This window comes from Micrococcus sp. HMSC31B01 (assembly GCF_001816085.1).
Taxonomy (GTDB): domain Bacteria; phylum Actinomycetota; class Actinomycetes; order Actinomycetales; family Micrococcaceae; genus Micrococcus; species Micrococcus luteus.
This window is the reverse complement of sequence record NZ_KV825014.1, coordinates 1-11233: the sequence shown is the minus strand read 5'-3', so window position 1 is coordinate 11233 and position 11233 is coordinate 1. Positions and strand designations below refer to the sequence as shown.

The window sequence follows — 11233 nt, the reverse complement described above, 5'->3', positions numbered from 1 at the left end:
GCGGGCCGGCGCGACTGCCGGCGTGCGCGCCTGGGTGCTGTCGGATGCCCCCGCCGGCGCGCCGTGGGCGCACCTGGCTGAGCATGAGGCGGTGGCCCGATGACCGGCACGAACGGCATGCGCCGGGCCGACCGGCAGGCGAGCGGCATCCCGGCCAGCGGCATCCCCGCCCGAGGCCGTCGCGCGCCCCTGGCCCCGGGCCACACGTACAGCCTGCGCAGTGGGGCACGGTCCCCGCGCGTCTACGGCGAGCTCGCCGAGGAGCTCGCGGCGGGGATGCTCGAGAAGCGGCCTGACCTCGCCGCCTACCCCGAGGCCCTGGGCGCGTGGGCGACCGCTGAGGCACAGGCCGTGCTCATGCGCCGCGAGCTGGACGAGAACGGGATGCTCGACCCGGAGACCGGACGGCCCCGCGACACCTCGCTCCGCTGGCACAGCGCGTTTGAGAAGCGCGCGACGAAGGCGCGGGAGGCGCTGGGACTGGATCCCCGCTCGGAGGCCGCGCTCGCCCGCGAGCGAGCCGCCGCGTCCGCCCTGGCCGTGGACCTGGAGAGCCTGGCCGAGGCCGGGCGGCAGAGCCTCGCCCAGCGGGCGGAGGCGGGCGTGCTCGAGGAGGACCAGGCCGGGCGCGTGCTCGCCGCGACGATCGAGAGCGGCCGGCAGGCTCAGAAGAAGGCGGCGGCGGAGTTCTACGCCTCCGGTGCCCACCTGCGGCCCCACGGCCAGGACGAGACGGAGGAGGAGCGATGAGCGCCGCCCGACGCCTGGCCCCGATGGACCTGCTGGCCGGCCTTGTCATGGAAGACGGCCGGCGGTGGGGCGAGGTCGCCCACCCGTTCCAGCGCGCGGATGCCTCTGCCGTGCTGGCCCAGGACGGGCCGCGCCGCCACTTCCTGCTCCGAGGGCGCGGCATGTCCAAGACGACGGACGTCGCCGCCATGACGCTGGCCCTGCTGTTGTGCGAGGCCCCCGAGCGGTCACGCTCCCACGTCTACGCCGTGGACGCCGACCAGGCCGCGCTGTTCGCTGACGCGTTCGCCGGCTTCGTCGGCCGCACGCCCGGCCTCGCCGGGGCGGTGGACGTCAAGGCCCGCACGGTCACCGTCCGGGGCACCGGCGCGTCTCTGACCATCGAGACCTCGGACGGGGCCAGCGCCTACGGCACCCGCCCGTGGCTCACGGTCGTGGACGAGCTCTCCATGTGGCCCTCCACGCAGAACTACCGCCAGCTCTGGGGCGCGATCGTCTCGGCCGTGCCCAAGGTGCCCGGCTCGCGCCTCGTCGTGATCGGCACCGCAGGCCCGCCGTCGGGCCTGGGCGCGGAGGTGTGGGAGAGCGTGCAGGCCGCGCCGTCCTGGCGCACCGCCCGCACCCCTGGGCCGTCCCCGTGGTGGTCCGAGGCCGACGTGGAGAGCACCCGCGCCGACCTCACGGCTTCCGACTGGCGACGCCTGATCCTGTGCGAGTGGGCCGAGGGCGACGACTCGCTCACCACGCCCGATGACGTGGAGGCGGCGATCCGGGGCGGCTCCACCGTGCTCGAGCCCCGCCCGGGCGTGCAGTACGTGGCCGCGCTGGACGTCGGCACCCGCCGCGACCTCACGGCGCTCGCCGTGGGGCACCGTGAGCGCCGGGCCGAGGGGCCGGTGGTCGTCGTGGACCGCGTGCTGTACTGGCGACCGCCAGCAGGCGGGCGCGTGGACCTGGCCGAGGTGGAGGCCGTGGTGCTCCGCGTCTGCCGGCAGTACCGCGCCCGGCTCCGGTTCGACAGGATGCAGGCCGAACAGATGACGGCGAACCTCGAGAGGGCCGGCGTCACCGTGCGCGAGTACGTGTTCAGCGCCCAGGGGGCCAACCGGCTGGCGCGCGGCATCCACGGGGCGCTCCGCGACCGCGCGTTGTCCCTGCCGGACGACGCGGAGGTGCGGGACGAGTTCCTGTCCACGCGCCTCGTGGAGACCGCCCCGGGCGTCGTGAAGCTCTCCAACCCCCGCGGCGCCCATGACGACATCGTGACGGCCGTGGGAATGATCGTCGCGGACTTCATGGAGCGCCCCGACCTCGGAGGATGCGGCGTGACGGTGCCCCGCGGCGTGATCCCACCGCGCGCCCTGGGCGGCGGGTTCCGCGAGTCGAGCGGCGTCCGCGGTGCCGGGCTCCCGGGGATGCCGCTGGGACGCCCAGGCCCGTACGGGGCGCGTATCCCAGGCCGGGGAGGCGCCGGCACGCAGTCGGGAGCGAGGTGGGGCCGGTGACGCGCTTCCCCCAGCTGAGCGACGAGGCGGAGACCCTGTTGCGCGAGCTCTCGGGGGCGGCCCGGACCGCCCCCGGGGGCGTGCCCTGCCAGGCAGACCCGGACGCGTTCACGTCCGAGTTCGCGGCCGAGCGCGAGCGTGCCGCGCGCCTGTGCGCCGGGTGCCCGATCCGGGTGCTCTGCGGACGGTACGCCGTCGCCGCGCGGGAGCGGTGGGGCGTCTGGGGCGGGAAGGACCGGAGCCGCTAGAGTCAAGAGAAGGGGCCACGCGCGAGCGTGGCCCCTTTTCACGGCTGTGACTTCGTCAGATGGTCACTTGTTCAGGTTCTCAATGGCGTAGTCTGCCTCTTCAGCCGTGAACTTCTCGCCGAAGCTGGAGGTGAGCTGGTCGCGGATCGCCTCCGGCGACATAGCCTGCTGGTCCTGGTAGTCCTTGGCCTTTTCCAGGGCGTTCGCCTTCCAGTCGGCCTCCACGTTGTCGATCGCGTACTGGGCCGCCTCTTCGGAGAACTGGCCCCCAAACTCAGAGGTGAGCTGATCGTAGACGCCCTGCTTCGACATGTTCAGGGTATCGGCGTAGTTCTCCGCCTGACGCAGGGCAGAGGTGTACTCGGCGGGAACGTCCGCCTCCTCCTCTACGACAGGCTCAGACTCATCGCTAGCGGGGGCCGATGAGCTCGAGCCGGGGGATGCAGGGGCGGCGTTGTTCGAGTCGTTACCCCCCATCAGGGACGCGAGGATCCCAAGGAGAATCAGCAGGCCGAGGCCGATGAGGATGAGCTTGAGGCATCCGCCCTTCTTCTTCTTGGGCGGCTGGGCGGCAGTATGCGAACCGTTGTCGATCGCGTCGCGATTCCTGGCCATGGAGGATCCTTTCGAAGTGATGACGAGGCCCGGGCGCAGCGGTGACTACGACGTATGCCGCGGCACGAGCTAGCTCAGAGTAGCAAGGGGATGCTCAGGGCCTACCCAGATCGGAAGAGGTGCGCCGGGACGATCATCAGCTGTCCCTTCGTGTCCGAGCGGGAAGGACCGCACCAAAGTCTGACCGCGCTCGTGCCGCATGGTCCACGGGCGAGGCATCTCGTGGGCTCTCGTGGGCCATGATGTGCTCATGGATCCAGTTACAGGCTCTCTGGTCGCGTCAGTCATCGGTGGTCTCATTGGTGGTGGGAGTACTCTCGCGGCGTCAGCTGTGAACAACTGGCACCAGCGGAAACGGGAAGCTGAAGCACACGAACGGGATCTGGAGCGGCGACGTGAGGAGCGGCGAATGGCTCTCGAGGATCAGAAAGCCACGGACCGCCGCGCGCTTGCCGAGCGTGTGCAGGATGCTCTCGTGCGTGCGCGCCGGGAAACTGTCGTGAACGAGAGGCTACGGCGGGAGGGGCGCCACTGGAACTCGGACGTGGGTGCAACCGAAGCCCAGCGACAAGCTGAGGAGAGCCGTCTGCGGGAACGCGGTAAGAACGAAATCGACAACCTCATGGCATTCGAGGAAATCGCCGCTCTGATGCGCCCGCTGGGGCAGGAGCTGGCGATAGCGGCGGACGTCCTGGCAGAAACCGCCGCTAGGTCCCTGGAAGGGCGAACGATGGAGGGGGAGATCAGGAGCGATCTGTACCACTTCGACCGCGCGGTCGCGACGTGGATGGAGGCCAATGGTTCGGACCGAGCCCGCGGCACAACCTCGGCACAAACGGCCCCGCACGAGACGCATATAGGGGGGAATGGAACGGACGAGACGGGAAACGCGTCCAAGTAGAGCGGGCGAGAGCGTACGAGCGAGGACGGATGCTCTGGCCTGGGGGTCAAGGGGTTTACCCCGCTCTGATCGGCCCGAACAACTGAAAATCGATGCCACGGGATGTGGCGCAGCTTGGTAGCGCACCTGACTGGGGGTCAGGGGGTCGCAGGTTCAAATCCTGTCATCCCGACAGAAAAGCCCCGATGAGAAGCCATTTTCATCGGGGCTTCGTCATGTCTGACGACGGGTTTTTGTTGGTCCCCCTCTGGTCCCCTCGCCAAGGCATCGATGCCGCATCACAGACGTCGGAGGGCATATCTGGCTCTCTGGAAAACACCGCCTGTGGATAAGGGGACCAAAAGGGGACCAGAGCCCCCGGTCGTGGCTTCCGGCTCCCCGTCACAGTGGCCTCGAGGCCTCACGCCGGCTCGGTCTGCTGGCCTTGGCGGATCGGGCGAGGAAGGCGTTGGCCTGCTCTGCGGCGGATGCGAGGTGGCGGTCGTCGGGGTGCAGGTATCCGCGTGTGGTCTCGACGGAGGCGTGGCCGAGGATGTCCTGGAGGACGTGCAGCGGGATGCCTGCGTCTGCCATCCAGGTGGCTCCGGTGTGCCGGAGGCCGTGCCGGGTGAGGTCGGGCAGGCCGAGATCGCTGACGATCTGGTCCCAGTTCGTGGCGTCCCGCACGGTCGCGGTCGTGAGAGCGCCGCCCTTCGGGCCGATCAGCAGCCGGTCCTCGGGCTCCTTGCCTTCCGCGAGCCGCTCGAGGATCGGGCGGAGCGGGTCGAGGATCGGGACGCGGCGTTCTCTCCGGCCTTTCGTCTGTTTCGTGATGAGCCCGCCTTTGCCGGGGTAGGTCTGCCGTGCGATCATCACGATGTTCTTGTCGAACCGGACGTCACCGGCCTGAAGGCCCGAGACCTCGGATGAGCGCGCTGCGAGGAGGGCGGCGAGCATGACGAAGTCGGAGTAGGACTGGTGAATGTTCCCGCAGGCTTCAGCGAGCGTCGTCAGCGTTGCCATGTCGGGGATCGCATGCGCGCGCGGGGAAGCATCCTCCGCAGGCTGGAGACGGAAGGCATTGCGGTTCAGGCTGCGCTTGGCACGGTTCTTCGCGGGGTTGATCGGGATGAGCCCGTCGCGCACCGCTTCATCGAGGACCCGCACGAGCGGGGCGATGGAGTTCTTGATCGTTGACGCCCCGTGCCGTTTCTCCCAGGCATCGATGGTGCGGTCGATGATCCCGGCGGTGATCTGCGCGACCGGCAGGTGCCCGAGGGCAGGTAGCACCCGGAGCTTGAGACCGTACCCGTAGGTCTCCCCGGTGGAGGTGGGGTCGAGGCCGCGCGCCCATCGGTCGCCGATCGTGGTGACGAACTCGGTGAGCGTCATGGACACGTCCATGCCCTTGGCCGATGACTGCCGCAGCGAGTCGAAGAACTCGTGCGCCGCAGCCTCGTCATCGACGATCTCGGAGCGGATGATGCGGCGTTTGCTGATCGGGTCCGTCCAGCGGGCACGGGCGCGGATGCCGTAGGAGCGACGTTCCAGGTCGGTGGAGATCTTCACGCCGACCGGAGGCACCGGCTTTGGCTGCGCGTGCGGGAGCGGCTCACCCTTCCGGGGCATGGCTGTCCTCCAGCCCAGCCAGCCAGGCGTCGACCGCGTCGATGCGGTACCGGGCGATCCCGCCCAGCCGCAGGAACGGCGGCCCCTGACCAGCCGAACGCCACCTCGACAAAGTCGACTCGGACACCTTGAGATAGGCGGCGATCTCCCGACTGTCCATTAGAGGCGAGACCACGATCGTGCCGCCGGTATCGCTCATGCGACTTCTCCGGTGTTCGGGTCGAGTCCGGCATAGAAGTCGTCCTCGGCCTGGCGGCGCGCGGCGACATCGTCGAGGACGAACTGCACGAAGTCCTGATCCCGGTGAGCGATGATCGTGTCCTCGACCGGGCCTGCCGGGTCCTCGCCGGGCCAGGTGGTCTGCCGGGTCGGGCGGTCTCGGTCGAGACGGGTTCCGGAAGCGGCGACCCAGTCGCGGAGCCGCTGGCGGGCGTCGGCGAAGTCGCGATGCCAGCCCAGCGGCGCGGAGCCGTTCTGCTCCGGGTCGTAGGCGGACAGCCAATGCAGGTGCAGAGCGCTCAGCTCCCACAACAGCTCCGGGTGGCGGTGCCAGAACGGCGGAACTACCGAAGCAGGCAGCCCGTAGGTGCGGCGGAGCCAGTCGACCCAGCGGTTCAGCTCCAGCCACTCGGCCTCCGCTTCCTCGCTGGTCAGGAGGTTCCAGTTGATCGGGTGCGGAGGCTCCGGGATCAGCGGCCCGTCGAACTCCGCGGCCTCCCCGTCCAGGTCCGGTTCGTCGGTCTCGGGGGCGGTGTCGTTCTGGTTCATCACGGTCACCGCCGTTCAGAGCCCGAGCGCCGGTGCGGCGCCGCGTGATTCGCGGCGGGCGCCGACATCGACGGTCTGCCCCGCGGTCTCCTGCGTGACGGCGGGCTGGCGGCGGGTGCGGTCGACCTCGTAGCTCGTGCGGGCGAGGTCGTGGCCGAGCTTCTTCGCGACGAACTCCTCGGACTTGACCACCTCGCCTTCCGGCGTGGCGCGGTCGTACTCGCGGGTGTAGCCCTCGGCGACGAACTTGTCTCCCTTGGCGAGCCGGTCGTGGGCGCGCTCGGCGGTCTTCTTGAACGCCACGAGGTCGTGGAAGGTCGTCTCGGTCTGCGTGAACGACCCGTCCGGCTCCTTGCGATAGTGCTCCTGCCCGATCTTGGCGTAGAACCGGGCATCGCCCCGCTCCGTGTAGGTGAGCTGCGGGTCGGAGGCGATGAACCCCGAGACGGATTCCTGCGTGTGGAGAGCCATTGGACTGCCCCTCTTTCTGACATCGGCGGCGACCCCACGGTGGGGCCGCTCTGTCAGGCAGGTGCGCCCGGCGGCTCCTCCGAGCGGTGCTGCAGCGTCGCCTCGATGTCGGCCCGGTCGTCGCGCAGCTGTTTCGCGTCGGGCCGGTCGGTCCAGGTCCGCAATCGGGTGACGATGGGTGGTGCGGAGCGCAGCAGCACCAGTGCAGTCCCGAACGGGAGGGTGCGGATCGTGTCGGGCGGCATGATCGGCACGCGGCGGATGGAGCGCTGTGCGGAGCGGGAGCCGTGGTCTCCGACCGTGGTGGAGTCGGTCACTTCGTCGCGCTCGCCGATGAGCGTGGTCAGGTCGTGCAGGTCCTTGGAGTTCGACGCTCCGCCGAGGACGATCTTGACGATAGCGGCGTCCCAGATCGCGCCGGCCGCGTTCTCCGACCACTTCTCCCGCGCCTGCGCGAGGCTTTGGAGTACGGGCATGGTCGTGATCCCGGTTCCGCCGCCCTCTGCCATGAGCGTCGGCAGCGAGGGCAAGGGTGCGAGGTTGCCGACCTCATCGAGTGCGAGCAGCAGTGGCGGGTCGAGGCGGGCGCCGGGGCTCGTGGCGGCGAGGCGGCGGGCGGCTTCCACGACGTCTTCCACGAACGCCGCCACCAACGCAGCGGAGTTGTTGGCGCCGGCTCCGGTGGCGAGCAGATAGAGGGTTCCTCGGTCGCGGAGGAACGCTTCGGGGTCGAAGTCCTCGTCCTCGCGCGGCGAGACGGCGTCGAGCACGCGCGGGTCTGCCAGCGCGGCGAGGGCGAGGGAGACGCCTTGCCAGATGGAGTCGCGCGTGCGGGGGTCGGAGTCGATCATCGCCTGCAACGAGTCCGCCCACCCAGTCGCCGCTCGCGGGTTCGCGGTGAGGATCGCCACTGCGTCCGCGGCGGCGGAGGGGTCGAGGGTCCAACGGAACAGCTCCGAGGGCGGCCGGTGATCGAGGGCGGCGGCATGGAGGAGCGCCTGGAGCGCGGTCCTCGTCTTGCCCTCCCAGAACCCGCCTCCCTCGACCCCGCCGGCCGAGAGACCGGTGCCGGCGGCAAGGCCGGTCGCGCGGATCATCGCCGTCAAAGGGTCCTCACACCCGCGGATGGGTGACCACCTGAGCCCGGCGGGTAGGCCTTCGGCGAGGTGCTGGGGGTCGAACACCGCGACAGGGCCGATCTTCTGCCGGGCGCGGAGCGTCGCGGTCAGGTTGTCCGGCCGCGTCGATGTGGTGACGACCGCGCCAGGGGCGTCCAAGATGGCGTTGATGACGATGTGGGCGCCCTTCCCGGAGCGGGGCGGGCCGATCAGCAGGATGCTGTCTTCGACGGACGCCCAGACGCTCGTGCCATGTGAGGCGCCGATCCGGTAGCCGACATCCTTCGGCTGCGGCTGGTGGAGCGAGGGCCGCAGGTGACCGGCCCGGCGCAGCAGCGCCGCCTCCGAGGCGGCCTTAGCGACCTCGTTGCGGGTGGCGATCCCGGCGATGCGGTACGGGTCGGTATTCACTTGACGGCCGTGCTCGCGGAAGAACCGCCACGTCCACCAGCCGGCCACTCCGGCGCCGAGGACCAGCAGACCGGCGGTGATCCAGTACGCCACGGCGCTCAGGCCCGGTGCGCCGAGCGCGGTCGCTGGGTCACCGGGGCCCAGCAGCACGCCCAGTCCGGCTTCGACTCCGCCAGTGGGCTGGTTGACGCCGGTGATCCAGGCGGCGACGGACCCGGCGCCGCGGAGGATGGCGGCGAGGACCGCCGTGCCGATGAGGATGCCGATGCCGAGGTTGCTCAGCTCGTCCCCGAGCGCTCCCGTGGGCCGGGGCGTGCTCATTCGGGGTGGCCGATCGTGAGGGTGCCGGAGACGCGGCCGAGCAGGATGACCTCGCGGGTCGGGGTCCCGGCGAGCTGGTGGGCTTCGACGAGGCCGCGCATGGTGCCGTCCGGGGCGGCATCGCCGTGGGCGATGACGACGGCGATCGCGACGTCCTCGCCGGGAACGAACCCTTCCCCGTGCAGCGCGACGAGTTCCGCCGCCGGTCGGCGGGCCGGTTCTTCCGATGCCGGCTCTGGATCGGGTTCGGTGCGGCGGCGCCTGCTCGGGGTGATGATGTCGGTGAACACGGTTCCGTCCGCTTCGCGCACCTCGACCCGCACCGGGGAGCGGCGCAGGTCGGTGAGCTGGTCGAGGACGCGGGCGAAGTCCTCCCGCCGCCACGGCGGCGCGAACGGCTCCGGCTCGAACGGCGCCCCGTCGACAGTGACGGTCATGCGGCCGTCCTCGGCGATGGTGATGGCGACGAGCGGGAGCACGACCGGCACGGGCTCGGCACTCCCGCTTCGGGATGCGGGTTCGCCCCAGGATCGCTTGTAGCGGGGCCGGAGCATCAGGAATCCTGCCGATCGTTCGGGATTCCTGAAGGCACGTCGAGATTCCCGAACTCGTGCGCATCTGTCCCAACCGCCGTGAGTTCGTTCGCGGTGTAAGTCGGTCGCAGTCTCATATCCATCAGGTACGCGGGCGAGTACGGCCAGTGCTCCGCGGCTGACGAACGTTCAGGATTAGTGCGAGGAGTTCACGATTCGTGAAGGAATCGCAGGAATGGTGAACGCTCGGCTCGGGCTGGACTATCCGACGTTGAGGGCGGCGAGTTGCTGCGGGGAGCCGGTCACCACGAGCCGCAGGTCCGAGTGCTGCTCCTCGATGCGCCAGTCGACGAAGGAGCAGCAGGAGCTTTCGGCCTCGACCAGCCCGCGAAGGCGGGCGATGGAGTCCTCGACCTTGGCGTAGTGGATGGTCAGCCGCGTGTCGGTGCGTTCCGTTTCGAGTGCGTAGTCCTCGTCGAATGCTCGCCACTTCTCGATCTGCGCCTTGCCGGCGGTGGGGGTCAGCGTGCAGGCGATGGGCAGGCCGTTGAGCGGGCCGATGTGGGTCACGGGGTGACCTCCTCGTGGTCGTCGTGGTCGAGGTCTTCGAGCACCTCGAAGGGGGATTCGATGTCGCCGCGCCAAGCCTCGATACCCTCACGGATCGCCAGGCCCGCCACCACGAGCGCGGCGATGGAGTCGGCCCACGCCCACCCGAACAGGCCGTTGAGGACGAGCCCGATGAGGACGGTGCCGGAGAGGTAGATGCACAGCAGAAGCTGCTTCGCATCGGCCTGCACGCTCTTGGAGCGCAGCTCCCGGCCGGTGCGAAACTCGAACCAGGCCAGGACGGGCATCACGATCAGGCTGGCGATCGCGATCCCGATACCGACCGGACTGTGATCCGGGTCGCGGACGCCGGTGAGGGCGAGGATCGCATCGACGGCGACGTACACGGCCAGGGCGAAGAACGCGCCCCCGATCACCCGGACGGTGGCCTTCTCCCACCGTTCGGGGTCTCTGCGAGTGAACTGCCAGGCGATCGCGGCGGCAGAGGCGACCTCGATCACCGAGTCCAGACCGAACCCGATCAGCGCCGCAGACGACGCAACCGCGCCGGCCGAGAGCGCAATGACAGCCTCGATGACGTTCCAGGTGATCGTGAAGAAGACGATGAACCGCACCCGCCGGTGCAGCTGGGCGCGGCGCTCGTCGGTCAGGGCCGGCGCGCTCATCATGCGGTGGCCTCGGTGTCGCAGCAGCCGGGCACGCTGCAGGCCGGGTCCAGGCACGGCGCGCTCTCGTCGACGGCGAGCGTCACATCCACCAGCGCGACGAGCGCCGCCGTCAGGTGTGGGTCGGCGATCTCGTACCGAGTCTGCCGACCCTCGGGCTCGGCAACCACGATCCCGCAACCACGCAGACACGACAGGTGGTTCGACACGTTTGTACGGGTCAGGTCCAGGTCGCGGGCGAGCTTCGCCGGATACCCCGGCTGCTCCAGCAGCGACAGCAGGATGCGCGAGCGGGTCGGGTCGGCCATCGCCCGGCCGAGCCGGTTCATCACGTCCACCCGAGAAGCAAGAGTCAGCACACACTGGCTATACAGCGATCAGTGACCTATTGGAAGGCTGGAAGGATAAGACTCATGCGGACGGCGGTCGAGTGGATGGAGCGGTGGCAGGTGCCCCTCTACCTCGCCGCGTTCGTCCTCGGCGCGGGCATCGGGCTGCTGATCCCGGCGATTGCGCACCCGGCGGAGTTGGCGATCAACCCCGTGCTCGGGCTGTTGCTCTACGCGACCTTCCTCGGGGTGCCGTTCGCGAAGATCGGGCAGGCGTTCCGCGACTGGCGCTTCCTCGTCACCGTCTTGACGGTGAACTTCGTCGCCGTCCCGATCGTCGTCTACGTCCTTTCGCGGATCGTCGCCCACGATCAGGTGCTCCTGATCGGCGTGTGTAAGCGGCCATGAAAAGCTGCCCAT

15 protein-coding genes and 1 tRNA gene are annotated in these 11233 nt (G+C 69.8%); 6 read left to right on the top strand and 10 right to left on the bottom strand.

Annotated elements, in window-relative coordinates; translation table 11 throughout:
• Positions 1-99 precede the first annotated feature (99 nt).
• From HMPREF3105_RS03640 to HMPREF3105_RS13200, 3 genes are read left to right on the top strand one after another with little or no spacing between them, the layout of a single operon-like run.
• Positions 100-750: a hypothetical protein gene (locus HMPREF3105_RS03640; RefSeq protein ID WP_070708792.1), complete on the top strand. Its 651-nt coding sequence runs from the start codon at positions 100-102 to the stop codon at positions 748-750.
• The gene (locus HMPREF3105_RS13205) at positions 747-2255 is read left to right on the top strand and encodes a hypothetical protein (RefSeq protein WP_070708791.1); all 1509 of its coding nucleotides are present in this window, start codon (positions 747-749) and stop codon (positions 2253-2255) included. Before HMPREF3105_RS03640 ends, HMPREF3105_RS13205 begins: the two co-directional genes overlap by 4 nt.
• Complete coding sequence (locus tag HMPREF3105_RS13200; RefSeq protein ID WP_070708790.1) at positions 2252-2503, top strand: WhiB family transcriptional regulator; 252 nt, start codon at positions 2252-2254, stop codon at positions 2501-2503. The genes HMPREF3105_RS13205 and HMPREF3105_RS13200 overlap by 4 nt, the downstream gene beginning before the upstream one ends.
• Positions 2504-2566: 63 nt before the next feature.
• On the opposite strand, the gene HMPREF3105_RS03625 is transcribed toward HMPREF3105_RS13200, so the two are convergent.
• A complete protein-coding gene (locus HMPREF3105_RS03625) occupies positions 2567-3118 on the bottom strand; it encodes an Ltp family lipoprotein (RefSeq protein ID WP_070708789.1) in 552 nt (183 codons plus the stop codon).
• Positions 3119-3527: 409 nt separating this feature from the next.
• Here HMPREF3105_RS03625 and HMPREF3105_RS03620 point away from each other — a divergent pair, with 409 nt between their 5' ends.
• Positions 3528-4019: a hypothetical protein gene (locus HMPREF3105_RS03620; RefSeq protein WP_070708788.1), complete on the top strand. Its 492-nt coding sequence runs from the start codon at positions 3528-3530 to the stop codon at positions 4017-4019.
• 98 nt (positions 4020-4117) lie between these two features.
• Positions 4118-4191, top strand: a tRNA-Pro gene (locus HMPREF3105_RS03615).
• A gap of 209 nt (positions 4192-4400) precedes the next feature.
• On the opposite strand, the gene HMPREF3105_RS03610 is transcribed toward HMPREF3105_RS03615, so the two are convergent.
• The 9 genes from HMPREF3105_RS03610 to HMPREF3105_RS03570 all read right to left on the bottom strand — a co-directional run bounded on the left by HMPREF3105_RS03610 (position 4401) and on the right by HMPREF3105_RS03570 (position 10843).
• Complete coding sequence (locus tag HMPREF3105_RS03610; protein ID WP_308810436.1) at positions 4401-5390, bottom strand: tyrosine-type recombinase/integrase; 990 nt, start codon at positions 5388-5390, stop codon at positions 4401-4403.
• Positions 5391-5610: 220 nt separating this feature from the next.
• Entirely contained in the window at positions 5611-5826 is a 216-nt protein-coding gene (locus HMPREF3105_RS03605) for a helix-turn-helix transcriptional regulator (RefSeq protein ID WP_020628096.1), read from the bottom strand.
• Positions 5823-6395 carry a hypothetical protein gene (locus HMPREF3105_RS03600; protein ID WP_070708793.1) on the bottom strand — a complete coding sequence of 191 codons (573 nt, stop codon included), beginning with the start codon at positions 6393-6395 and terminating at the stop codon, positions 5823-5825. The genes HMPREF3105_RS03605 and HMPREF3105_RS03600 overlap by 4 nt, the downstream gene beginning before the upstream one ends.
• A 15-nt stretch (positions 6396-6410) precedes the next feature.
• Positions 6411-6866: a single-stranded DNA-binding protein gene (locus HMPREF3105_RS03595; RefSeq protein WP_020624341.1), complete on the bottom strand. Its 456-nt coding sequence runs from the start codon at positions 6864-6866 to the stop codon at positions 6411-6413.
• Between the two features lie 53 nt (positions 6867-6919).
• Positions 6920-8716 carry a type IV secretory system conjugative DNA transfer family protein gene (locus HMPREF3105_RS03590; RefSeq protein ID WP_020624340.1) on the bottom strand — a complete coding sequence of 599 codons (1797 nt, stop codon included), beginning with the start codon at positions 8714-8716 and terminating at the stop codon, positions 6920-6922.
• Positions 8713-9153, bottom strand: a complete 441-nt coding sequence (locus tag HMPREF3105_RS03585) for a hypothetical protein (protein WP_240739668.1) — start codon at positions 9151-9153, stop codon at positions 8713-8715. The genes HMPREF3105_RS03590 and HMPREF3105_RS03585 overlap by 4 nt, the downstream gene beginning before the upstream one ends.
• 357 nt (positions 9154-9510) lie before the next feature.
• Positions 9511-9819 (bottom strand): hypothetical protein, encoded by a 309-nt coding sequence (locus HMPREF3105_RS03580; protein ID WP_020624338.1) that lies wholly within the window; start codon positions 9817-9819, stop codon positions 9511-9513.
• Positions 9816-10487 (bottom strand): cation diffusion facilitator family transporter, encoded by a 672-nt coding sequence (locus tag HMPREF3105_RS03575; RefSeq protein WP_371204940.1) that lies wholly within the window; start codon positions 10485-10487, stop codon positions 9816-9818. Before HMPREF3105_RS03575 ends, HMPREF3105_RS03580 begins: the two co-directional genes overlap by 4 nt.
• Positions 10484-10843 (bottom strand): Cd(II)/Pb(II)-sensing metalloregulatory transcriptional regulator CmtR, encoded by a 360-nt coding sequence (locus HMPREF3105_RS03570; RefSeq protein ID WP_043278786.1) that lies wholly within the window; start codon positions 10841-10843, stop codon positions 10484-10486. Before HMPREF3105_RS03570 ends, HMPREF3105_RS03575 begins: the two co-directional genes overlap by 4 nt.
• Before the next feature lie 54 nt (positions 10844-10897).
• Here HMPREF3105_RS03570 and HMPREF3105_RS03565 point away from each other — a divergent pair, with 54 nt between their 5' ends.
• Positions 10898-11221, top strand: a complete 324-nt coding sequence (locus HMPREF3105_RS03565; RefSeq protein ID WP_070708787.1) for a hypothetical protein — start codon at positions 10898-10900, stop codon at positions 11219-11221.
• Positions 11222-11233 lie beyond the last annotated feature (12 nt).

Bases quoted from the DNA above. Each gene is read 5' to 3' on its own strand.
- HMPREF3105_RS03575 (WP_371204940.1), bottom strand. From the start codon at position 10,487: ATGATGAGCGCGCCGGCCCTGACCGACGAGCGCCGCGCCCAGCTGCAC.
- HMPREF3105_RS13205 (WP_070708791.1), top strand. From the start codon at position 747: ATGAGCGCCGCCCGACGCCTGGCCCCGATGGACCTGCTGGCCGGCCTT.
- HMPREF3105_RS03600 (WP_070708793.1), bottom strand. From the start codon at position 6,395: ATGAACCAGAACGACACCGCCCCCGAGACCGACGAACCGGACCTGGAC.
- HMPREF3105_RS03605 (WP_020628096.1), bottom strand. From the start codon at position 5,826: ATGAGCGATACCGGCGGCACGATCGTGGTCTCGCCTCTAATGGACAGT.
- HMPREF3105_RS03565 (WP_070708787.1), top strand. From the start codon at position 10,898: ATGCGGACGGCGGTCGAGTGGATGGAGCGGTGGCAGGTGCCCCTCTAC.
- HMPREF3105_RS03585 (WP_240739668.1), bottom strand. From the start codon at position 9,153: ATGACCGTCACTGTCGACGGGGCGCCGTTCGAGCCGGAGCCGTTCGCG.
- HMPREF3105_RS03610 (WP_308810436.1), bottom strand. From the start codon at position 5,390: ATGACGCTCACCGAGTTCGTCACCACGATCGGCGACCGATGGGCGCGC.
- HMPREF3105_RS03640 (WP_070708792.1), top strand. From the start codon at position 100: ATGACCGGCACGAACGGCATGCGCCGGGCCGACCGGCAGGCGAGCGGC.
- HMPREF3105_RS03595 (WP_020624341.1), bottom strand. From the start codon at position 6,866: ATGGCTCTCCACACGCAGGAATCCGTCTCGGGGTTCATCGCCTCCGAC.
- HMPREF3105_RS03620 (WP_070708788.1), top strand. From the start codon at position 3,528: ATGGCTCTCGAGGATCAGAAAGCCACGGACCGCCGCGCGCTTGCCGAG.
- HMPREF3105_RS03625 (WP_070708789.1), bottom strand. From the start codon at position 3,118: ATGGCCAGGAATCGCGACGCGATCGACAACGGTTCGCATACTGCCGCC.
- HMPREF3105_RS03590 (WP_020624340.1), bottom strand. From the start codon at position 8,716: ATGAGCACGCCCCGGCCCACGGGAGCGCTCGGGGACGAGCTGAGCAAC.